Below are 21,411 nucleotides of genomic sequence, written 5' to 3' on the forward strand. Positions count from 1 at the left end.
TGTAAGCGCTGTGAGGCGTTGAGCTAACCTGTACTAATTGCCCGTGAGGCTTAACCATACAACACCCAAGGGGTTTTGATGGACTCAAAAATACAAACGCTTGAATGAGTTTGAAGAGACAACACTTTTAATAAGCTTTCCAGATTATTTTGCCTTCAGCTTTTAAAAAAGCTGAAAGTAAAAGCAAAATTTTGCTTGGCGACCATAGCATTGTGGACCCACCTGATTCCATGCCGAACTCAGAAGTGAAACACAATAGCGCCGATGGTAGTGTGGGGCTTCCCCATGTGAGAGTAGGACATCGCCAGGCTTTAAATTTATTTCCACTTTTCAAAAGTGAAGACAAAAAGTTTTCAGAATCGTTTTAAATGACTTTTGATTTGCTGATATAGCTCAGCCCGGTAGAGCGCACCCTTGGTAAGGGTGAGGTCCCCAGTTCGAGTCTGGGTATCAGCACCACGATTTAGTTGATTTGATTAATCAAGTTAACAACAGAATTTGTTTGACGACCATAGCATTGTGGACCCACCTGATTCCATGCCGAACTCAGAAGTGAAACACAATAGCGCCGATGGTAGTGTGGGGCTTCCCCATGTGAGAGTAGGACATCGTCAGGCTCAAATTGCTTTAAGCTGAATAGACACTGCGGAGTGGTAGTTCAGTTGGTTAGAATACCGGCCTGTCACGCCGGGGGTCGCGGGTTCGAGTCCCGTCCACTCCGCCACTTATACTAAGCCCAAGCATAACTGCTTGGGCTTTTTTACGTTTGAATGATTGTATTTGCCCTTCGGTTGAGAGAGTCCCGCAAAAGGCTTGCCCGTTGTCCGCAACTCCGGCCACCACGCCATTTATCAGAAAGCCTAGTCTTTCGTCGTTTCTAGCTATAAATAACTTGGTCTTCGATCTGTGCGTTTTGGTCTCAGTTGATCCGTTATCGTCAATAAGCCTACTCTTTGTTCGTAAGACTCTGTCCAATCATCGATAAATCATGTTTGTTTATTCATTAGCAGTTTTCTACTTCATGCCCGGTACCTCAGAGGCCTATAGAGAGGGTTTAATCGAACCGTAGAGTTATCTAGTAAAGAGCTAATGGAATAAACAACCCTAAATGCACTTTTTGATTATCTTCATTAGAGGTTTACTGAGGAGCCTGGAAGGAGAGAAGAATTCGGATACAAAGTGAGTGTGGAGTAAGTCTAAGCTCTCCACACGATAAGACGTTTATATACACCTAGTTACAATGGGATATCGTCGCTAGGTCTTGATGATCCCAAGTCCAAAAGTTGTTAGGAGTAAGGTGAATTCCACCAATCCATTTATCTTTGATGATACTAGGCCAATTGTGGGCAGATTTGGAGAGGGAAATGCGGTTGTTATACCAATTTTCGTTCTCTGATTTTTGAACCTGCAATATAGGCTCAGAGCCTTCAGTTAACGGTTTAATGAGAGTCCAATACATAAGGTCTCCTAAATACACTGATGGCTCTAGCTTCATATATCGTTTAAACAGTTCACTGAACTCTAGACCTTCTTTCGCACCTTTTAAGATATCTATAGTAAGGCATTCCACTAACCTAAGCTTTGAATCTATGTGGGGTAGTTCCTGTAGGTGCCTAAATATGACGATTCTGATATTAGGGAAAAGATCTTGGTCTACTTTATGGTAGTACTCGGCTAGCTTTAAAGGGCTCTTTGAACAGAAAGCCCGCCATAACTCTGTTGCCACCGTTATATGCTCTATAGATACTTTTTTTCGACTATTCCAGAGTGCACGCAGTGCTTCTGGAGGCAGTTGACCTAAACCGATGAACCTTTCTCTACCAGGGTAGGTACTCACCTCGATAATGTCTACTTTGGTAACATTTGGGTATGAAAGTAGATATAAAGATCTAATTAACATCAATTGATCGTAGTTGTCGTGCTCAACCCATAAAACAATACGTTGATAGTCTGTATCTAAGAGCTTATTCGTCGCTTGCGCGGCTTCAGATTTTACTTGTTCAAGCGACTTTTCCATCTCTTTCATCTCTGAAAGGAGTCGATCACATACATATTTTGCTCTGATCTCTGAAAGGTTCTCTTCATCCAAAAATAAAGGGCCGATACATAGCGGTTCTATGTATGGGAGAAAGTCGCCAGTGAATCCAGCCTGTTCTAATGTTCGTTGTATATCGTGACCGCAACGCACGTGCAGGGTTTGCAAGTCATTGTCTAGGGCTGGCAGAGGAGTGCCATCCGAGCTTTTATTCTTTTCTAAACTATCAACATGTAATAACAGCTTACTCCAGCTGCTTACGCCTAACTCTCGTGCTAATGATAAGTGTATGTCAGCGAGTTTAACGTTATCAGCAGAGAGGAGAGGATTAGGGTGTAAAGTAAGTAACCAGCGTAAGTCTTCGACAGAGCCCGATCTGATGCGTTTCAGCCGAGATTTAGCGTGTTTTTTTAGGTATGTCAGATTGAGAGAAAAAGCATTCATATATTCACCGTCTCGTAACTTCTGCACTCGCTGATCAGAAGAGAAGGTAAATCAAATTGTAGTTTCCCAAGAGGGAGAAGTTTGATGGCCTTGAGTTTGACTCTTTCCGCGAGTAGGAAGCGCAGGTAACGCTTTGGCCACTATATACTAAGAATTTAGATAACGAAAGTAACAGTCTGAAGGAATGAGGTCTTTGGCAAGTTAGGGATGATCGAGGATTAGCTATATGGACTATATGCTAGAAAGAAGTCGCAGCTTAAAACAAAAAAGCCAAGTCTTTCGTCGGGGACGCCTAGTATTGGCTTCTTGAATGTGGCTCCCCCTGCGGGATTCGACGCGGCCGGCTAGGTCTGAGACATTGCTTTGGCACAAAGCAGGAGCATTAGATACGAAAAAGCCTCATCGTGTGATGAGGCTTTCTCTAAAGTGGCTCCCCCTGCGGGACTCGAACCTGCGACATACGGATTAACAGTCCGCCGTTCTACCAACTGAACTAAGGGGGAATTATTTAAGAAGAATAAACTTCTCAATAATATAAATGGTGCCGACTACCGGAATCGAACTGGTGACCTACTGATTACAAGTCAGTTGCTCTACCTACTGAGCTAAGTCGGCACACTAAATGTGGCTCCCCCTGCGGGACTCGAACCTGCGACATACGGATTAACAGTCCGCCGTTCTACCAACTGAACTAAGGGGGAATTATTCTTAAAGCTTTAAAGAAATGGTGCCGACTACCGGAATCGAACTGGTGACCTACTGATTACAAGTCAGTTGCTCTACCTACTGAGCTAAGTCGGCACATAATATTTCTTTGTGCTTTTATGTTGTTGTCTAAGACACCAACAAATAAATTGTGGTGCCCGGAGGCGGAATCGAACCACCGACACGAGGATTTTCAATCCTCTGCTCTACCGACTGAGCTATCCGGGCGACGAGGTGTATTAAACGTGTTTTCCTGTTCTGGGTCAACATTAAATTGCAAAAAAAGTATTGTTTGATGTTTTTCTATACTTAGTGGGTTGTTTTTGTTCATTTGCGATGAAAAACCTAGGTCTAGCATGCCTTAAAAGATTGATAACCTACGTTTAACTAGACGGAATGAGTGCCGAAATAAAAAAAGCACGTATGAAAACGTGCTTTTATATTTAAAAATCTTCCCGAAACTTTAGTGTTTTACTTCAAACCTATTTACCTAAGCTTCTAATTCACTACATAGAGAGGTTAAGGTTTGGGTGCTGTTATGACTTTCGGTCACTACATTGCTCCGTTGGTTGCCACTTTCCTCAATTTACATCGTTATCTAGGTTAGCGACCGCTTCACTTGCTGTTCCTAGTTGTCCAGCGAGGCCTTGAATATTGTTTACTGTGTTATGAATCAGGCGTTGAGTTTGTTGGCTCTGTTTGTCTGCTTCATCAGTGTTGCGCGCCGTATCTCCCGCAGAATCAGCAATGTTCACTGAAGATGCCATCTCTGTCATCGCAGTTGCGATCATTTCAGTGGATTGCTGTTGTGTCTCAGTTAGTTGAGCAATTGAACCAGCGCGGTCTTCGACGCGTTGAAGTTCGCCTCGGAATGCCAACATCGAAGCATTAAGGTTAGATACCAGTTCAGCCAGCGATTTACTCATTTGTTGTACTGCATGATAGATACTGCCATCGACCGCTTTAATTTCGAAAGAGGTCTGAATGCGTCCTTCTGCTGCAGCTTATACGGCTTCTCTCACGTCTCTAGGCTCGCCACCAAGTAGTGCCAGCATTCTTTTAATCGACACGATTAAGCTTGAAAGAATAAGGCCTGCAATAACAACACATAGGAATTGCTGTCATTGAGCGGTAGATCAGAAACGCGCATTCACTTCGTTGAATCCGATACCAATACCTACAACCCAACCCCAATCCGGTGTTTTCTCTGTAATAGATAGTTTTTCTTCAATAGTTCCATCAGGCTTTTTTTGGGGCCAGATGTACTCAACGATCTGACCTGTTCGGTTACCAAGTACTCTTTGGATTAACTGATCATCGCTATTGCCGTCTCCATCTTTAAAGTCATTAAAGCTAGTTCCGTGTAACTGAGGATCTAATGGGGTAGCGACAAACGTCATATTCTCATCGGCAACGTATACATATTCATTGTCTTTATAAATATCGTTACGCAGCAGGCGAGTCGCTAACTGTTTTGCTTGTTGTTCCTCTAAAGTGCCGTCAATGGCCATCTTTTCAACTTCTGTAAGAATGCTGTATGCACTCTTAAATAGCTCAGTTACGCGAGCTTTGTTATCTATGTTGCTAGCGATTCTTAAGGTCCATAAGCCTGTAGCGGTTAACGCTAGTAGGGCGATTAAAATGATGCCCGGCAGTAAGTAAGCTTGCGTCTTTAGTTTTATATTTCCCCGCGCAGCAATTCAATAATAAATATTAGGTATGTTTCATCGAATCTTAATCTAAGTCGTTTAAGGCAGATAGAAAGATATCAAAACATGATGAAGATTAAATTTACGACAAGAAAAAAAGTAATGGAACGCTAGTTTGTTACCTTTTCTGTATTTGATTGTGTCTTGAGAATGGCCGTAAGGGAGCGGTATTAGTCAAAGATTTTCGTTGAACAGAGGTATACGAAGGAAGAGGGGGGCGGTTTCAGCATTTAATGCGTGCCTGAACTGAAAGAGATTTAGTGCCGTCTAAAAGAATAATCCAAGCTTTTCGAAAGAGTTTTTCAGTATTGGAGTTCGACGTGATTGGTTAGGGAGGGCTGAGATATTGCTTTGGCACAAAGCAGGAGCGTTAGATACGAAAAACCTCATCATGTGATGAGGCTTTTTCTAAAATGGCTCCCCCTGTTGGGACTCAACGTGGGCGGCCAGTTCTGAGACATTTATTTGGTACAAATAAGTCGAAGTTTAAAACGAAAAAAGCCAAGTCTTTCGACTTGGCTTCTTGAATGTGGCTCCCCCTGCGGGACTCGAACCTGCGACATACGGATTAACAGTCCGCCGTTCTACCAACTGAACTAAGGGGGAATTACTTGCGTTGACTTATTTAAGTTAAACACTAAATAATGGTGCCTCGAGGCGGAATCGAACCACCGACACGCGGATTTTCAATCCGCTGCTCTACCGACTGAGCTATCGAGGCAAAAGAATGGTGCCGACTACCGGAGTCGAACTGGTGACCTACTGATTACAAGTCAGTTGCTCTACCTACTGAGCTAAGTCGGCACACTATATCTTTTACTGAAGAAGTTACTCTTCGTTTTATATGAAATGATATCAATCACTTCAATTGTAAATGGCTCCCCCTGCGGGACTCGAACCTGCGACATACGGATTAACAGTCCGCCGTTCTACCAACTGAACTAAGGGGGAATTACTTGCGTTAACTTATTTAAGTTAAACACCAAATAATGGTGCCTCGAGGCGGAATCGAACCACCGACACGCGGATTTTCAATCCGCTGCTCTACCGACTGAGCTATCGAGGCAAAAGAATGGTGCCGACTACCGGAATCGAACTGGTGACCTACTGATTACAAGTCAGTTGCTCTACCTACTGAGCTAAGTCGGCACACTGTATTCTTTGTGCTTTTGTCCGTGCTGCTACTCCCTGTTAAAGAGTGGTGGCACCAACAAGTCAATTTGTGGTGCCCGGAGGCGGAATCGAACCACCGACACGAGGATTTTCAATCCTCTGCTCTACCGACTGAGCTATCCGGGCAACGGAGCGCTATTAAACGGATTTTCTGCATAACCGTCAACACCTTTTTTGAAAATAATTAAAAAAAACGTTCGTTAGTTGTTTTTTTATTCAAAAGTGAGGCTTACGTTTTACCTTGGTTAAAATCTTTCTTGAACTTTGTTACTTTTTCTAAGTATCTACGCGATTCTTTATTCGGGTGTTTTTTGGTTAGAGCCCAGTAAGCTTGGCTAGGTTGCAGTGAGTTTAAGTCACGCATTGCACGTTTTCTGTCCTTACTAAAGGTGTTGAGTACACCACCTGTGCCACCGTTGTACGCAGAGATCATACTGTATTCGAGTGTTGTTGGGTGTTGAACGTCTTTCAAATAGCGATTTTTTAATATGTAAAAATACGCAGTACCTGCATCAATGTTGTTTTCTGGGTTAAACAAATACTCAGGAGTTGGCTCTCCAGGTTTGTTTTTTACCAACTTAAAGACATCTCGACCTGCTGTTTTCGGCACGACTTGCATCAAGCCGTATGCATTCGCCCAGCTCACTGCATACGGGTTAAAGCTGCTCTCTGTCTTGATGATTGCGTAGATTAAGTCTTCAGGGATGTCATAGCGCTTAGATGCGCGTCGAACGATATCGGCATATTGGTAACTACGCTGGATTGCGTGATCGGCCACCATAGGGATCTCAACGTAGTAGGCTTTTTTAAAGTCGACTTCTTTGGTTTTTAGGTTGTTAGCTATCAGGTAGTCAGCAAATTTGTTGGCGCGCCATGTCCATTGGATAGGTTTCTCCTCTTGATCTACAACTTGATTGTAGAGAAAAGGTTTACCTTCTAATTTGATACTTTTTGAAGAGAATAGGTCGACATGTGCTGGGTCATCTGGCGTAAGCAGCGTTGTCATAATGGCGTTTTTGAGGTGTTTTTTAGGCTCTGTAGAGGAGACGGTTTCTACCGTTATTAGGCCCTCGCTAAAGTTTACTTCTGAGCGGCTTAAGTAATTATCTATATATTTCACATAGTTACTCTTGCCTGCCATCTTTATTTCACTTCTACCCCAGCGCTTTTGGATATTGCCAGAAAAGCTATTGATCAAAGCGTCTAATGCGCCTGTATCTTTTTCAAACTGACCGGGTAGCTCCGCCAAGTTATTTACGAATCGGTTGGTTGGTTCGTAATTCACATCATAAATGCTCTCAACGAACTCACGACTGCAACCTGTGAGTAGCATGGCGGTTAGGAAGTAACTTAGCTTTTTCATAGTTCCTCATACAAAAATGACATCGCAGCGTTAACCATGATGTCATTAAAATTTGCTTAAATAAATGTCTTATTCGCTTGGTGGAGTGTAACCATCAATAACGACATCTTTACCTTCGAAAAGGAAGTTAACCATCTCAGTTTCAAGAAGTTTACGATGTTCAGGATCCATCATGTTTAGCTTCTTTTCATTGATAAGCATGGTTTGTTTGCTTTGCCATTGTCCCCAAGCTTCTTTAGAGATGTTGTCAAAGATACGCTTACCTAAGTCACCTGGGTAAAGTTGAAATTCTAAGCCTTCAGCGTCTTTCTGGAGGCGAGCACAAAATACAGTGCGGCTCATAGTGGTTCCTCTTATCGCGTTCGTTGATTCAAACGTCGTCATTCAGTTCAAAGGGTAGGCTTTCAATAAGCTGCTTTACAGGAGCTGCTAGGCCTATTTCGTCTGGTTTTGATAAGTTATACCAGAGACCTTTAGTCCCTTCCATTATCAAATCTGGTTGTTTATCTAATTTTACTAATACTGGTGTGATATCTAAGTGGTAGTGGCTGAAAGTGTGCCTAAACGCAATCATAGTTTTGATTGAATCCGTATTTTTGATCGAACGAAGGTCCAATTGGTGTTCGATCTCTGCATTTTCATTTTGAGGGAAACAGAATAAGCCTCCCCAGATACCTGATTGAGGGCGCTGCTCAAGCCACACTTGATTATCGTGATACAGGATTACAAACCAGGTCTCTTTTACTGGTTTCTCTTTCTTTGGCTTTTTGCCTGGGAAGTCGAGCTGTCTATCTAACTTCTTAGCTTCACACATGCTTTCTATCGGACATAAAGTGCATTTAGGCTTGCTACGAGTACAAACCATAGCTCCCATATCCATCATAGCTTGATTGTACTTATCGACATCTTGCTTCGGTGTATGTGCTTCTGCGTATTCCCAGAGTTGGTTTTCAACCTTTTTTTGACCTGGCCAGCCTTCGACAGCAAAGCTTCTTGCAAGCGTTCGCTTCACGTTGCCATCAAGGATCGCATGAGGGAGCTTGTAGACAGAGGATAGAACGGCTGCAGCTGTTGAACGACCTATGCCTGGAAGCGCATTCATCTCTTCGAGAGAAAGCGGAAACTCCCCACCATATTGTTCTGCAACGATCTTGGCTGCTTTGTGGAGGTTACGGGCTCGCGCGTAGTAACCAAGCCCTGTCCATAGGTGAAGCACTTCATCTTGCTCGGCGTTTGCTAGGTCGATAACTGTTGGGAAACGTTCCAAGAAGCGTTGGTAGTATGGGATCACCGTAGCTACCTGAGTCTGCTGAAGCATGATTTCAGATAGCCAAACGGTGTAGGCGGTTTTATTTTGTTGCCAAGGTAATTTTTTACGCCCGTAGGCGTTATACCACTTTAATATGGCGGTTGCGAAAGGAGTCACGACATGCTCTATGCTTTGCTATTATTAGAAGCGAAATTGCACCACACTTGACGTTGGATGTAAAACAGACAAATTGTGTGGGAATTTATCCACGGAAAGACTTGCACCGAAGGCAATTCTTTGGATAATCCCCGCTTTGATTAATCAATGTGCAGGCAAAAATCAATGAGTGAAGTGACCACTAACGAATATACTGAAGACGGCAAACTTGTTCGTAAGATCCGTAGTTTTGTTCGCCGCGAAGGCCGCTTAACAAAAGGCCAAGAGAACGCGATGAATGAATGTTGGCCAACAATGGGTATCGACTACAACCCAGAGCTTCTTAACTGGAAAGAAGTATTTGGCAATGATAACCCAGTTGTACTAGAGATTGGCTTCGGTATGGGTGCATCACTGGTTGAAATGGCAAAGAATGCACCTGAGAAGAACTTCTTAGGTATTGAAGTTCACAGCCCTGGTGTTGGTGCTTGTTTGGGTACTGCGCGCGATGCTGGCGTAACTAATCTACGTGTAATGTGTCACGATGCTGTTGAAGTATTTGAACACATGATTCCAGATAGCAGCTTGCATACACTGCAACTGTTTTTCCCTGACCCATGGCACAAAGCTCGTCACCACAAGCGTCGTATCGTTAAAGCTGAGTTCGCTGAAATGGTTCGCGCTAAGCTACACCTTGAAACTGGTATTTTCCACATGGCAACTGACTGGGAAAACTACGCAGAGCACATGATTGAAGTAATGAAATCTGCACCAGGTTTTGAGAATATCGCTGAAGATGGTGATTACATCCCTCGTCCAGATGAGCGTCCATTGACTAAATTTGAAGCTCGTGGCCACCGTTTAGGTCATGGCGTTTGGGATATTAAGTACAAGCGTACTAAGTAATTCTGAACCTCAAAAAAATATAAGGTGAGATTTGATTAGGATCTTAACCTTACATTTTATGGGATTGATAAAAGCCAACATTATTGTAGTGTTGGCTTTTTTGTCCTTAGGCTTTTATTTCAGTAAAGGCTTAACGACAGAAAGTAACACCAATCACAGTAAGTAAGTGATCAGAAATAGCGTAGGAAAAAGGCTTGAGAACAAGGCAGCATTTTTCGATAAGTAGTTACTCTACAATCAAAAGTTCTAAGGCAGTTATCGAGTGTTTTAACAAGCTAGAGTGAGCCACTATTTACTACGATTGGTATATGTTACCTCCCTACAAAAATAACAATATAGAAGTAAGTACACATGAAACCAACTCAAGCTATTTTGGCCGAGATCTTAGAAGAAGTTCGCCCTTTAATTGGTCAGGGAAAGGTCGCTGATTATATTCCTGCATTGGCGCGTGTATCGAACCAGAAACTGGCGATCGCGGTATACACCAATGAAGGAGAAGTGATTCAAGCGGGTGATGCAGAGGAAGCATTCTCAGTACAATCTATCTCTAAGGCTTTGAGTTTGACGTTAGCGATGGTGCTTTATAAGCCGGAAGAGATTTGGCAGCGTGTGGGTAAAGAGCCTTCAGGGCAAGCCTTCAACTCGATGATCCAACTTGAGATGGAGCAGGGTATCCCTCGAAACCCATTTATTAATGCTGGTGCGATTGTTGTCGCTGACCTATTACAAAGCCGCTTGTCAGCGCCAAGACAGCGTTTATTGGAGTTTGTGCGTCAGTTATCGGGCGATACTCATATTGTGTACGACAAGGTAGTAGCGGCTTCAGAAATGATGCACAGCGATCGTAATGCCGCTATTGCGTACTTGATGCGTTCATTTGGTAATTTTGAGAACGATGTTATCCCTGTACTCAATAATTACTTCCATGCTTGCGCACTTAAGATGACTTGTGTGGATTTGGCGAAAACCTTTAGTTACTTAGCGAACAAAGGGGTGTCAGTGCAGACTAAGAAAGAGATCATCACGCCGGTACAAACTAAACAGTTGAATGCTTTGCTTGCGACTTGTGGCTTGTACGATGGAGCAGGTGAATTCGCTTACCGCGTTGGTATGCCAGGTAAATCGGGAGTAGGCGGCGGTATTATCGCTATCGTACCTGGTGAGATGACGATTGCAGTGTGGTCTCCAGAGCTGGATCCTTCAGGTAACTCTCTTGCTGGCACTAAGGCTCTCGAGCTGCTTTCAGAGCGTATTGGTCGTTCTATTTTCTAGTATTATCGGTATACTTAATTTGATAAAAAGCCTCTCGTGATGAGAGGCTTTTTTGTAGGTGTTAGGTTATTCGTCTGCTTCAGCCATGAAGGCTTCCAGCAAATCGTTGAGGAAAAGTTTCCCCTTTTCTGTGATTTGCCAGTGAGTGTCGGTTTCGTTCAAGTAACCTAGCTCTTTTGCCCATTCAATTGTTGGCTGAACATCCTCAAAACCAAGCCCTGTTGTATCAATGAAATCTTGCTTAGGACACGCTTCCATTAACCTGAAACGGTTCATAAAGAATTCAAAAGGGCGGTCTTCGTTTGCTACTTCAAATTCATCTGAAACATAAGGCTTTACCATATTTTGATAAGCCGCTAGATAGCCTTTTGGATGCTTAACCTTAGTCGTTCGAATAATTCGTCCATCAGCAAAACTCAGCTTGCCATGAGAGCCACAGCCAATACCCAAGTAGTCACCGAAGCGCCAGTAGTTGAGGTTGTGTTGACACTGGTAGCCCGGCTTGCTGTAGCCTGATATTTCGTACTGCACATACCCTGCATCAGCGAGCTTTTTGTGGCCTAATTCGAAGATATCCCAGAGATCATCATCGTCTGGTAAAGTTGGCGTTTTGTAATAGAACATGGTGTTAGGTTCTATTGTTAGCTGGTACCAAGATAAATGCGGCGGATCTAACTCGATCGCTTTATCTAGATCAGCCAATGCTTGATCGATACTTTGATCTGGCAAGCCATGCATAAGATCGAGGTTAAAGCTGTTTAGACCGATTTTATGTGCAAGATAAGCAGCGTTGACTGCTTCATCTTGACCATGGATACGGCCCAGCCTCTCTAGCTTCTCTTGCTCGAAACTTTGTACACCAACTGAGATACGGGTAATCCCCGCCTTTTGGTAACCAGCGAAACGCTCCGCTTCAATGGTGCCTGGATTGGCTTCCATGGTGATTTCAATTTCAGGTTTGAATGGGATGCGTTGCTCAATACCTTGAAGCAGTCGACCGATACCTTCTGGAGAGAACAGGCTTGGAGTTCCCCCCCCAATAAAGATCGAATACAGCGGACGAGGTGCACCATTGAGTTGGTATTTTTCGATATCAGTATCGAGATCCTCAAGTAGCGCATCGATGTACTCTTTTTCGGGGATATCGGCTTTCAGAGCATGTGAGTTGAAATCACAATACGGACACTTTTGTACACACCACGGGATGTGTACATAAAGGCTAAGAGCTGGTGGAACGAGTGCTGCGTTGTGCATTACAGAGCTTGCTCTTTCAGTGCTTTGAATAGTGACGCAAGGGCTTTACCTCGGTGTGATAGTTGCTTTTTGCGTGAAGGGGCAAGCTCAGCAGATGCACACTTGTCTTCTGGAACAAAGAATACTGGGTCGTAGCCAAAGCCGTTCTCACCGTGCTCTTCAGTCAGGATTTGTCCTTCCCATTTACCATGGCATACCAGTGGTGTTGGATCATTTTCGTGACGCATTAAGACTAATACACAGTGAAAACGAGCAGTACGCTTCTCTGACTCAACACCTTGCATAGCATCAAGCAGTTTTTCGATGTTCTCTTTATCGGTAGCGTCTTCTCCTGAGTAACGAGCTGAGTAGATTCCCGGCGCGCCATTTAAGTAATCAACCTCTAAACCAGAGTCATCCGCAATCGCTGGTAGACCGGTTTCTTTCGCTGCATGACGAGCTTTAATGATGGCATTCTCAATGAATGTTGTTCCTGTTTCAGCGACTTCTGAAACGTTAAATTCACTTTGTGCGACAACGTCAAAGCCGAACTCAGACAGAATATCTGCCATCTCGCGAACTTTGCCTTGGTTGCCTGTAGCTAAAACAATCTTACTCATGGAATGGGGCTCTAAATAAGTTAATGAACAGAACAGTGAGCTTACTCTTCTGTATAGAATTTTTGCGTGAAACGTAATGGACCAGTGCCTTTCAAGCCTGCGTTAACATCGATATTAAACGTGATGTTTTCTTCGTGCGTAATAGGGAACTCTGCAAGGTAATAGATGGCATCACCCTCTTTGATTTCACGGAAGTTAAGCGTGCGAGTATTGCCCACTAGGTTCTTGGCTGTTCCCGTTATTTTAGCGGTTGTCGCAGGTTTTCCAAGGGAGGCATTGTCTAGTACGCTGATGTTTAAAATAGCTGAGTAGCCGTTTCGCTTGAGCTTGTATTGTTTCGCGACTTGAGCTGTTAAAAATGTCGAGTTAAAGGCCGAGTAGTGAACCTCGATATCCTTAATGTTCTTAAATTGCCCTGCTGAGCTTGGTAGGGCAATGAGAGCGGTAAGTAGTGTTGTTATCCATAGACGCATAATGACTCCAATAAATAGCAAAAAGCCATCATAGGATGGCTTTGACTTCAGTGGGGATTTGGCTTGGCGAGCATATTCGAACTTGTTTGTGCCGGCCGAGTTCTCCCTTTTCAATTTTAATTTGCCCTTTAGCGACCTTAAATTGTTTCGCTAGGTATTTCGCTAAGTGGGCATTGGCTTTGCCATCTACTGGTGGAGCAGTAATGGCAATTTTTAGTTCCTCACTGTGCAGGCCGACGATTTTGTCTCGGCTTGCTTTGGGCTGGATATAGACCCTAAGAAGAATATAGTCTTCTTCGGTCCAAACCGCTTTTGGCATCGTCAAAGTACCTGATGTTCGTACTTGAATTATAGCTGATACCAAATAGGACCAATCATGTCACCCATAAGGAAGTTCGCAAACTGAAGAACAATGAACAGAACCAGAACGCTTAAGTCGAAGCCACCCATATCCGGTAGGATACGGCGGATAGGCATTAGCATTGGCTCAGTCAGTTGATGGAACACATACTCGATTGGGCTGCGACCTTGACTAACCCAGCTTAGGATTGCACGGATTAGTAGTACCCAGAAGAGCAAACCACCAGCCGCTTTGATCAGAGAAAGTCCGCCAAAGATTAGGAAGCTGATATCGAACACTGCTGCGCCACCAGAGATAATTAAGTTCAGAGCGACGAACTTGAGTACACATAGCACATAAGCGAAAACAACCGTTGCCAGATCTAGGCTGCCGATTGATGGAATAACTCGGCGTAGTGGAGCAACCACTGGTTGCGTCGCTTTTACGATGAATTGTGAGAACGGATTGTAGAAATCTGCACGTGATGCTTGTAGCCAGATACGCAAGATCACAACCATGATGTAAAGATCAAAAACGGTCGAGATCAGAAAGCTCATCGAGTTCATATTGTTTCCTTTTTCGGATTTACTTGCCGCTTAGTTATCACATGAGCGACAAAATGCTTAAAACAGTTTTTCCATCTCTTCAGCTCGAGCAACTGCCGCTTGCATGGCTTTGGCTACAATGTCTGATAGTTGATGTTCATTAAAGGTGCGCAGTGCTTCGGCGGTAGTACCACCTTTTGAAGTCACTTGCTCACGCAGTGTAGATAATTTTGTATCTGGATTCGCGACCACCATCTCTGCTGCGCCTAATGCCGATTGCTGCACTAGCTTGCGGGCCGTCTCTTGGTCGAAACCTTGATTGACTGCTTCCGCTTGCATTGCTTCCATAAACAGGAAGAAGTAAGCCGGAGCGCTGCCTGCCGCTGCAATGATGTTATTGATACCAGATTCTTGTTCAACCCAGCTCACTTCACCTACAGCTTGCATTAGCTGTGATGCAAAATCTTTATCTGCTTGGCTAACGGTTGAATCAGCATAAAGCCCACTCATACCCTTACCAAGCAGTGATGGCGTGTTTGGCATCACACGAACCAGGTTCAGTTGGCAGTCTAACATCTCATTGAGTCGATTCGCATTAATACCTGCGGCAATTGAGATTAACAGTTTGTTGCTAAAGTCGATGCTTTGTAAGGGTTTACATACATCAGCCATCATCTGTGGCTTCACTGATAATACAACAACGTCTGCTTGCTCTGCTGCGGCAATATTATCGCTGGTGGTATTGATTCCGTACTCTTGCTCTAACGGCACTCTTCTGGTGTCAGAAGGTGCAGTCGCCGTAATCTTTTGCGCTGGGTAACCACTCGCTACTAAGCCCGCTACAATTGAGCGAACCATGTTTCCCGCCCCGATAAAGGCGATGTTCTTATGTTCCATATATCAAATCCTGAGCGTATCGCTGCGCGGTGAGAGCGGAGCGGTATCAATACTTATACTTTTGAGGTTGTTAGGTGTCGCTATTTCGCGTAATCACGAGCTCCGAAAATCGCGGTTCCAATACGAACCATGGTGCTGCCAGCCTCGACTGCTGCCTCCATATCTCCACTCATGCCCATCGAAAGGGTATCAATATCAGGATATTTTGCAGCTAGCTTATCTTTAAGCTCTGCCAGTTGAGAGAAAGCACTAAGCTGTGATTGATAGTCAGAAACGTTTGCAGGAATTGACATCAACCCTCTTAAAGTGAGGTTGGGCAATGAGGAAATCAACTCTGCCAGTGCAAAAACTGACTCTTCAGATGTGCCAGACTTGGATGCTTCACCACTTGTGTTTACTTGAATTAACACTTGTAAAGGTGGAAGTGCGCTTGGGCGCTGGTCATTCAGTCTCTGAGCGATCTTATCGCGATCGATGGAATGTACCCATGCGAAGCTTTCTGCAATAGAGCGAGTTTTATTTGACTGGATTGGACCAATAAAGTGCCATTCCAAATTTAGGTTAGAATGTTGTTCTGAAAAGTGTTTTACTTTATCGACACCTTCTTGAACATAGTTTTCACCAAAGGCAATTTGCCCTCCGAGTGCGGCTTCTAGAATCACATCAATAGGTTTGGTTTTGCTGACGGCTAAAAGTTGTACGGACTCTGGAGTTCGTCCGCACTTTTGCTCAGCGCTACGAATCTGTGAGGTGATTTGTTCGATGTTTTGTTGAATACTACTCATAGCTGACTTTACTTAAGGGAAAATAAATGGATATCACTGAGTTACTAGATTTTAGTGTAAAGCATAACGCGTCAGATCTACATCTTTCTGCGGGTGTATCTCCAATGGTACGTATAGATGGTGAAGTAAGGAAGCTTGGAGTACCAGCTTTGAGTCATTCTGATGTACACCGTTTAGTTTTTGAGATCATGAGCGACTCGCAGCGCGGTGAGTTCGAGGAAAAACTGGAAGTCGACTTCTCTTTTGAATTACCCAATGTTGGTCGTTTCCGTGTTAACGCTTTTAACCAATCTCGTGGTTGCTCAGCTGTCTTTCGAACTATCCCTGTCGAGATTCCGACGTTAGAGCAGTTAGGCGCCCCTGACATCTTTGAGAAGATTGCTAATTATGAAAAGGGTCTAGTGCTAGTTACAGGCCCTACAGGCTCTGGTAAATCAACCACTCTTGCGGCGATGGTCGATTACGTAAACCGTAACCACAATAAGCATATTCTCACCATCGAAGACCCGATTGAATTTGTTCACACCAACAATAAGTGCCTAGTGAACCAGCGTGAGGTTCATCGTGATACCCATAGCTTTAAAGCGGCGTTGCGCAGTGCGTTACGTGAAGATCCTGATGTAATCCTTGTCGGTGAGCTGCGTGACCAAGAAACCATTAGCTTAGCACTCACGGCAGCAGAAACTGGGCACTTGGTTTTTGGCACCTTACATACCAGCTCTGCTGCTAAAACTATCGACCGTATTATTGACGTATTCCCTGGTAGCGACAAAGATATGGTTCGTTCAATGTTGTCTGAATCATTACGCTCGGTGATTGCCCAGAAACTATTAAAGCGTGTCGGTGGTGGTCGTGTGGCTTGTCACGAAATCATGATGGCGACGCCAGCGATCAGAAACTTGATTCGTGAAGATAAAGTCGCTCAGATGTATTCGATCATTCAAACAGGGGCGGCACATGGCATGCAAACCATGGAGCAAAATGCGAAACAGCTGATGGCTCAAGGCTTGGTTGACTCGGAAGAGGTCGAGAAAAAGATCGAAATTGAAACCTCAATGTTCTAATCAAGGTGCACATAATGGAATTGAAACAAATCCTTGAGGGAATGCTTTCTCAAAGAGCGTCCGATCTTTACATCACGGTTGATGCGCCAGTCTTGTTCCGTGTCGATGGTGAACTGCGACCGCAAGGCGAGAAGCTGAATTCAGCCCAGGTCAGTCAATTACTTGATGCGATGATGAATCAAGATCGACGTGATGAATATCAGCAAACGCGCGAGGCTAACTTTGCGATTGTGCGTGATTTTGGTCGTTTTCGTGTTAGTGCGTTCTTTCAGCGAGAGCTACCTGGCGCGGTAATTCGACGTATCGAGACCAACATCCCAACCTTTGAGCAATTAAAGCTTCCTGATGTACTGCAAGACTTTTCAATTGCTAAACGCGGACTTGTGCTGGTGGTTGGTGCTACTGGCTCTGGTAAATCGACCTCGATGGCTGCGATGACAGGCTACCGCAACACCAACCGCTCGGGGCATATCTTGACGGTCGAAGACCCGATTGAATTTGTTCACGAACACAAGAAATGTATTGTGACTCAGCGCGAGGTGGGGCTTGATACTGAGAGCTACGAAGTCGCACTTAAGAATTCATTACGCCAAGCGCCAGATATGATTCTGATTGGTGAAATCCGTAGCCGTGAAACCATGGAATATGCGATGACCTTTGCTGAGACGGGTCACCTGTGTATGGCAACTTTACACGCGAATAATGCCAACCAAGCTCTAGAGCGTATTCTCCACTTGGTGCCGAAAGAGCAGAAAGAGCAGTTCCTGTTTGATCTGTCGATGAACCTGCGTGGTGTGGTTGCTCAGCAGTTAATCAGAGATAAAAATGGCAGTGGGCGTCATGGTGTGTTTGAGATTCTACTGAACAGCCCACGAGTGTCTGATTTAATTCGCCGCGGTGAGTTGCACGAGTTAAAAGCAACGATGGCAAAATCGAAAGAAGTCGGCATGCAGACTTTTGATCAGGCTTTGTATGATTTGGTCGTAGCAGGAAAGATCAGCGAAGAAGATGCGTTCCACAGCGCCGATTCGGCTAACGACTTACGCTTGATGCTTAAAACCAGACGAGGTGATGGTGGTTACGGTAATGGATCTTTATCTGGCGTGAAGATCGATATGGGGTAGATACAGAAATAAGGAAGCCCGAACTTTTATGGTGTAGAGCTCAGGCTTAAAACAACTAGCTTATTTGCTATGTAGCGAATCATCATGTCTTCGACTGTCGTCGTAGTACATCTTGCCACTATTGAAACCTGAATTAGTTTTGCCATCATTCATGTAACTAGCGCTACTAGACCCTGTTGAGCTGCACGCTGAAATGGTTAGAGCGGCGAAGATTGCTAGAAAAATTTTCATCTGAACTCCCACTTATTTTTGATGAATTGCATCAATTTTACGGCGCGAAATTCTTGCGGGATCACAAATCGGGTTGCTTTTTGCTCACTTAATTTTCGTTAAGAATATTGTGCTTCAAACCAGCTTTCGAGAATGACAACTGCAGACTGGTTATCAATATTTCCTTTACTTAATGCTTTGTAGCCACCCATGTCAAAGAGGTCGGCTCTTGCTTCTGCGGTCGATAATCTTTCATCATGCAGCTCAACATCAACACCAAAACGACCTTTTAATCGGTTAGCAAACTTCTTTGCTCTAGGTGTGATGGTTTCTAGATCACGACCGTGAAGATCGGTAGGTAGCCCGACGACAATAAGATTTGGTTGCCACTCTTTAATCTGTTTTTCGATGTCGTCCCAGTTCGGGATACCGTCTTTAGCTTTAAACGCTTTTAAAGGACTAGCTGTGCCAGTGATTTCTTGTCCAATAGCACTGCCTATACTTTTTGTACCGTAATCAAATGCCATAATTGTTCGTGACATGGGGCTTCCAAATTTATCCGTGTTTGAGTGTTTCTGTTATGAGGCTAGGCGTGACCAGCGTCAGACGAAAGCTGCGCGGCGTTGATACCTAACATTTGTACTGCGACTTTCCATCGATCTGAAATTGGCGTATCGAAGATGACTTTAGGGTCCGCTTCAACGGTTAACCATGAGTTTTCAGTTAGCTCGGTTTCTAGCTGACCGGGTTCCCAACCTGCATAGCCAAGAGCGACCAAGTAGTGCATCGGCTCATCTTCAGTGCCTAACACCATTAAAATATCTTTTGAGGTCGTTACCGAGATTTGGTCGGTCATGCTGATGCTTGATTGATAGCTGCCCTTAGGTTTATGCAGAATAAACCCACGGTCTTCAGCAACCGGTCCACCATTTAATACTGGCTTATCAAGGCTGGCTTGATTCGGTTTTGGTTGCTCAGATTCAACCTCAACTTGTTTGAGCATACTGCCGACAGTGACATCGATGGGAGCGTTAATCATTAACCCCATCGCACCTTCCTCGTTGTGTTCACAGAGGTAGATTACCGAGTTTTGAAAATACGGATCTTTCATCCCGGGCATAGCGACCAAAAAGTGGTTCGTTAGGTTCATAGAGCCTCCTGCCAGTGTGTCACCAATAAAGGAAAAGAGCGGCGTAAAGCCGCTCATTCTATTCCTAAGACGTATGTGTGAAGCGCTAGGGCTTTCTTAGCTTAGGTTATTTTGCGTTAACGTGACGCTCAATAGCATCCATTAACTTGCCCGTTACCGAGATATCGAAAGCGGCTTCGATTTCGCGGATACATGTAGGGCTCGTTACGTTGATTTCAGTTAGCTTATCACCGATAACGTCTAGACCAACGAAGATTAGACCTTTTTCTTTTAGTGCAGGAGCAACGGCTCTTGCGATCGCCCAGTCTGTGTCACTTAGAGGACGTGCTTCACCAGTACCGCCAGCTGCAAGGTTACCTCGAGTTTCGCCTTTAGCTGGAATACGAGCCAGACAGTAAGGCATTGGTTCGCCATCAACTAAAAGAATCCGCTTGTCACCGTTGCTGATGTCGGGAACAAAAGTTTGTGCCATCGCGTAGTTTTGGCCATGGTTAGTCAGTGTCTCGATAATAACTGATACGTTTGGGTCGCCTTCTTTCACACGGAAGATCGATGCGCCTCCCATACCATCAAGTGGCTTAAGGATCACATCACCATGCTTCTCACGGAATTCTTTAATTTTCTCCGCTTTACGAGTCACGATAGTGGTTGGTGTTAGTTCTGGGAACCACGCTGTGAACAGTTTCTCGTTACAGTCGCGCAGGCTTTGTGGTTTGTTTACGATCAGTGCGCCATTTTCTTCAGCACGCTCAAGGATGTAGGTTGCGTAGATGTATTCAGTATCAAACGGAGGATCTTTACGCATCAGTACTGCATCTAAATCAGATAGTGCGATAGTTTGCTCTGATTTGAATTCATACCAGTCATTTGGATCTTCTTTGAGCTCAACGACTTTAGTGTCTGCGATCGCAACGCCTCGATCTAAGTGTAGATCATTCATTTCCATGTAATGGATTTCGTAACCACGACGCTGAGCCTCAAGCATCATGGCAAAGCTAGAGTCTTTTTTGATGTTAATGGATGAAATTGGATCCATTACGATGCCAAGTTTGATCATTTTTTTCTCCTAGCCTAGATCGCCAAAACGGACTTGTAAGGCAGTAATTGCGGTTAGAGCTGCTGTTTCGGTACGAAGTACACGTGGGCCGAGTAGCGTCTCTTCAAATTTGTATTGTTCTGTCATGCCGATCTCTTCAGCAGACAAGCCACCTTCAGGACCGATCAATAGGCGTACCTTATTGATAGGTTCAGGAAGGGTATTAATTGAGTATTGTGCGCGAGGGTGCAGGTTCAGCTTCAACGCGTCACTTGGTTCGCTACACCACTCTTCAAGTTGCATAACAGGGCGAATCACTGGAACTGTATTACGACCGCACTGTTCACATGCGGCGATAGCAATTTTTTGCCACTGGGCGAGCTTTTTCTCGAAGCGCTTAGTATCCAGTTTAACGCCGCAGCGTTCTGAAATAAGAGGAGTAATGGTGTTTACACCAAGCTCTACTGACTTTTGGATCGTGAACTCCATTTTGTCACCACGTGAGATCACTTGTCCCAAATGTAAGTCTAATGGAGATTCACTGCTGCGCTCGATACGTTCAGTCACATCAACAGTGACATTCTTCTTTGATACCTCAGTGATTGTCGCTGGAAATTCAGCGCCGCTGCCATCAAAAAGAATAACTTCTTGGCCTTCTTTCATACGAAGGACACGACCAACATGACCCGCGGCATCTTCGCCTAAAGCGAGTGAACCTAACTGATGAATGCGTTCTGGGTGATGGATACGAGGGATTCTCATGCTGGTTGACCTGTAAGTTTTTTATCTGGGATTTAGTATCTCAGCCTAACATGGATGCGCAGTGAAGAAAAAACAAGTGGTTGGCATAATATAGGCGGCTATCCGAAGTTTGGAGTGTCACAGTTTGTAATTTATAAACTTGAGGGATAGACTCCAAATA

At 44.3% G+C, this 21,411-nt stretch carries 20 protein-coding genes, 14 tRNA genes, 2 rRNA genes and 1 pseudogene; 8 read left to right on the forward strand and 29 right to left on the reverse strand.

The window, feature by feature from the left end; genetic code table 11:
- The first annotated feature begins 194 nt into the window (after positions 1–194).
- The 4 genes from rrf (A3712_RS14600) to A3712_RS14615 all read left to right on the forward strand — a co-directional run bounded on the left by rrf (A3712_RS14600) (position 195) and on the right by A3712_RS14615 (position 724).
- Positions 195–310, forward strand: a 5S ribosomal RNA gene (rrf, locus tag A3712_RS14600).
- 72 nt (positions 311–382) lie between these two features.
- Positions 383–459, forward strand: a tRNA-Thr gene (locus tag A3712_RS14605).
- Positions 460–501: 42 nt separating this feature from the next.
- A 5S ribosomal RNA gene (gene rrf / locus A3712_RS14610) occupies positions 502–617 on the forward strand.
- Between the two features lie 30 nt (positions 618–647).
- Positions 648–724: transfer RNA gene (locus A3712_RS14615), tRNA-Asp, on the forward strand.
- A gap of 507 nt (positions 725–1,231) precedes the next feature.
- Here the strand turns inward: A3712_RS14615 and A3712_RS14620 are convergent.
- From A3712_RS14620 to mutY, 17 genes and pseudogenes are all read right to left on the reverse strand, one after another.
- Complete coding sequence (locus tag A3712_RS14620; protein ID WP_063524041.1) at positions 1,232–2,479, reverse strand: DUF1835 domain-containing protein; 1,248 nt, start codon at positions 2,477–2,479, stop codon at positions 1,232–1,234.
- Between the two features lie 427 nt (positions 2,480–2,906).
- Positions 2,907–2,982, reverse strand: a tRNA-Asn gene (locus tag A3712_RS14625).
- A 36-nt stretch (positions 2,983–3,018) separates the two neighbouring features.
- Positions 3,019–3,094: transfer RNA gene (locus tag A3712_RS14630), tRNA-Thr, on the reverse strand.
- Positions 3,095–3,104: 10 nt separating this feature from the next.
- Positions 3,105–3,180: transfer RNA gene (locus tag A3712_RS14635), tRNA-Asn, on the reverse strand.
- A 24-nt stretch (positions 3,181–3,204) separates the two neighbouring features.
- A tRNA-Thr gene (locus tag A3712_RS14640) sits at positions 3,205–3,280 on the reverse strand.
- Positions 3,281–3,336: 56 nt separating this feature from the next.
- A tRNA-Phe gene (locus A3712_RS14645) sits at positions 3,337–3,412 on the reverse strand.
- Between the two features lie 356 nt (positions 3,413–3,768).
- Positions 3,769–4,866: pseudogene (locus A3712_RS14650) on the reverse strand (cache domain-containing protein); the annotation flags it as partial.
- Positions 4,867–5,423: 557 nt separating this feature from the next.
- Positions 5,424–5,499, reverse strand: a tRNA-Asn gene (locus A3712_RS14655).
- A 39-nt stretch (positions 5,500–5,538) separates the two neighbouring features.
- Positions 5,539–5,614, reverse strand: a tRNA-Phe gene (locus A3712_RS14660).
- A 7-nt stretch (positions 5,615–5,621) separates the two neighbouring features.
- Positions 5,622–5,697, reverse strand: a tRNA-Thr gene (locus A3712_RS14665).
- A 71-nt stretch (positions 5,698–5,768) separates the two neighbouring features.
- Positions 5,769–5,844 (reverse strand) — tRNA-Asn (locus A3712_RS14670).
- A 39-nt stretch (positions 5,845–5,883) separates the two neighbouring features.
- A tRNA-Phe gene (locus A3712_RS14675) sits at positions 5,884–5,959 on the reverse strand.
- 7 nt (positions 5,960–5,966) lie between these two features.
- A tRNA-Thr gene (locus A3712_RS14680) sits at positions 5,967–6,042 on the reverse strand.
- A gap of 74 nt (positions 6,043–6,116) precedes the next feature.
- Positions 6,117–6,192: transfer RNA gene (locus A3712_RS14685), tRNA-Phe, on the reverse strand.
- Positions 6,193–6,295: 103 nt separating this feature from the next.
- Positions 6,296–7,429: a membrane-bound lytic murein transglycosylase MltC gene (gene mltC / locus A3712_RS14690; RefSeq protein WP_063524042.1), complete on the reverse strand. Its 1,134-nt coding sequence runs from the start codon at positions 7,427–7,429 to the stop codon at positions 6,296–6,298.
- A gap of 69 nt (positions 7,430–7,498) precedes the next feature.
- A complete protein-coding gene (locus tag A3712_RS14695) occupies positions 7,499–7,771 on the reverse strand; it encodes an oxidative damage protection protein (protein WP_004738952.1) in 273 nt (90 codons plus the stop codon).
- A 28-nt stretch (positions 7,772–7,799) separates the two neighbouring features.
- Positions 7,800–8,855 (reverse strand): A/G-specific adenine glycosylase, encoded by a 1,056-nt coding sequence (gene mutY / locus A3712_RS14700; RefSeq protein ID WP_063524043.1) that lies wholly within the window; start codon positions 8,853–8,855, stop codon positions 7,800–7,802.
- 165 nt (positions 8,856–9,020) lie between these two features.
- Here mutY and trmB point away from each other — a divergent pair, with 165 nt between their 5' ends.
- Together trmB and glsB are read left to right on the forward strand one after the other, a co-directional pair.
- Positions 9,021–9,740 (forward strand): tRNA (guanosine(46)-N7)-methyltransferase TrmB, encoded by a 720-nt coding sequence (gene trmB / locus A3712_RS14705; protein ID WP_063524044.1) that lies wholly within the window; start codon positions 9,021–9,023, stop codon positions 9,738–9,740.
- Between the two features lie 351 nt (positions 9,741–10,091).
- Positions 10,092–11,012 carry a glutaminase B gene (glsB, locus tag A3712_RS14710; RefSeq protein WP_004738957.1) on the forward strand — a complete coding sequence of 307 codons (921 nt, stop codon included), beginning with the start codon at positions 10,092–10,094 and terminating at the stop codon, positions 11,010–11,012.
- Positions 11,013–11,078: 66 nt separating this feature from the next.
- On the opposite strand, the gene hemW is transcribed toward glsB, so the two are convergent.
- The 7 genes from hemW to A3712_RS14745 form a co-directional block, all read right to left on the reverse strand.
- Positions 11,079–12,266 (reverse strand): radical SAM family heme chaperone HemW, encoded by a 1,188-nt coding sequence (gene hemW, locus A3712_RS14715; protein WP_063524045.1) that lies wholly within the window; start codon positions 12,264–12,266, stop codon positions 11,079–11,081.
- A complete protein-coding gene (locus A3712_RS14720) occupies positions 12,266–12,865 on the reverse strand; it encodes an XTP/dITP diphosphatase (RefSeq protein WP_063524046.1) in 600 nt (199 codons plus the stop codon). The genes hemW and A3712_RS14720 overlap by 1 nt, the downstream gene beginning before the upstream one ends.
- A gap of 41 nt (positions 12,866–12,906) precedes the next feature.
- Positions 12,907–13,338: a DUF4426 domain-containing protein gene (locus A3712_RS14725; RefSeq protein ID WP_063524047.1), complete on the reverse strand. Its 432-nt coding sequence runs from the start codon at positions 13,336–13,338 to the stop codon at positions 12,907–12,909.
- Positions 13,339–13,366: 28 nt separating this feature from the next.
- Positions 13,367–13,657, reverse strand: coding sequence for a DUF167 family protein YggU (gene yggU, locus A3712_RS14730; protein ID WP_063524048.1), 291 nt, complete (start codon positions 13,655–13,657; stop codon positions 13,367–13,369).
- Positions 13,658–13,686: 29 nt separating this feature from the next.
- Complete coding sequence (locus A3712_RS14735; RefSeq protein WP_063524049.1) at positions 13,687–14,244, reverse strand: YggT family protein; 558 nt, start codon at positions 14,242–14,244, stop codon at positions 13,687–13,689.
- A gap of 57 nt (positions 14,245–14,301) precedes the next feature.
- Positions 14,302–15,120 (reverse strand): pyrroline-5-carboxylate reductase, encoded by an 819-nt coding sequence (proC, locus tag A3712_RS14740; RefSeq protein WP_063524050.1) that lies wholly within the window; start codon positions 15,118–15,120, stop codon positions 14,302–14,304.
- An 80-nt stretch (positions 15,121–15,200) separates the two neighbouring features.
- Positions 15,201–15,905, reverse strand: a complete 705-nt coding sequence (locus A3712_RS14745) for a YggS family pyridoxal phosphate-dependent enzyme (protein ID WP_063524051.1) — start codon at positions 15,903–15,905, stop codon at positions 15,201–15,203.
- Between the two features lie 26 nt (positions 15,906–15,931).
- On the opposite strand from A3712_RS14745, the gene A3712_RS14750 reads away from it, so the two are divergent.
- Both A3712_RS14750 and A3712_RS14755 read left to right on the forward strand, forming a co-directional pair.
- Positions 15,932–16,969, forward strand: a complete 1,038-nt coding sequence (locus A3712_RS14750) for a type IV pilus twitching motility protein PilT (protein WP_063524052.1) — start codon at positions 15,932–15,934, stop codon at positions 16,967–16,969.
- Between the two features lie 14 nt (positions 16,970–16,983).
- Positions 16,984–18,093 (forward strand): PilT/PilU family type 4a pilus ATPase, encoded by a 1,110-nt coding sequence (locus tag A3712_RS14755; RefSeq protein WP_063524053.1) that lies wholly within the window; start codon positions 16,984–16,986, stop codon positions 18,091–18,093.
- A gap of 60 nt (positions 18,094–18,153) precedes the next feature.
- On the opposite strand, the gene A3712_RS27400 is transcribed toward A3712_RS14755, so the two are convergent.
- The 5 genes from A3712_RS27400 to rsmE all read right to left on the reverse strand — a co-directional run bounded on the left by A3712_RS27400 (position 18,154) and on the right by rsmE (position 21,251).
- The gene (locus A3712_RS27400; RefSeq protein ID WP_157618766.1) at positions 18,154–18,324 is read right to left on the reverse strand and encodes a hypothetical protein; all 171 of its coding nucleotides are present in this window, start codon (positions 18,322–18,324) and stop codon (positions 18,154–18,156) included.
- A 98-nt stretch (positions 18,325–18,422) separates the two neighbouring features.
- Positions 18,423–18,845: a Holliday junction resolvase RuvX gene (gene ruvX / locus A3712_RS14760; RefSeq protein ID WP_063524054.1), complete on the reverse strand. Its 423-nt coding sequence runs from the start codon at positions 18,843–18,845 to the stop codon at positions 18,423–18,425.
- 44 nt (positions 18,846–18,889) lie between these two features.
- A complete protein-coding gene (locus tag A3712_RS14765) occupies positions 18,890–19,453 on the reverse strand; it encodes a YqgE/AlgH family protein (RefSeq protein WP_063524084.1) in 564 nt (187 codons plus the stop codon).
- Positions 19,454–19,559: 106 nt separating this feature from the next.
- Positions 19,560–20,510: a glutathione synthase gene (gene gshB / locus A3712_RS14770; RefSeq protein WP_063524055.1), complete on the reverse strand. Its 951-nt coding sequence runs from the start codon at positions 20,508–20,510 to the stop codon at positions 19,560–19,562.
- Between the two features lie 9 nt (positions 20,511–20,519).
- On the reverse strand, positions 20,520–21,251 hold the full coding sequence (gene rsmE, locus A3712_RS14775) for a 16S rRNA (uracil(1498)-N(3))-methyltransferase (protein WP_063524056.1): 732 nt from the start codon (positions 21,249–21,251) through the stop codon (positions 20,520–20,522).
- Positions 21,252–21,411: the final 160 nt, after the last annotated feature.

The sequence above is a fragment of the Vibrio sp. HI00D65 genome (assembly GCF_001635455.1).
GTDB lineage: Bacteria > Pseudomonadota > Gammaproteobacteria > Enterobacterales > Vibrionaceae > Vibrio.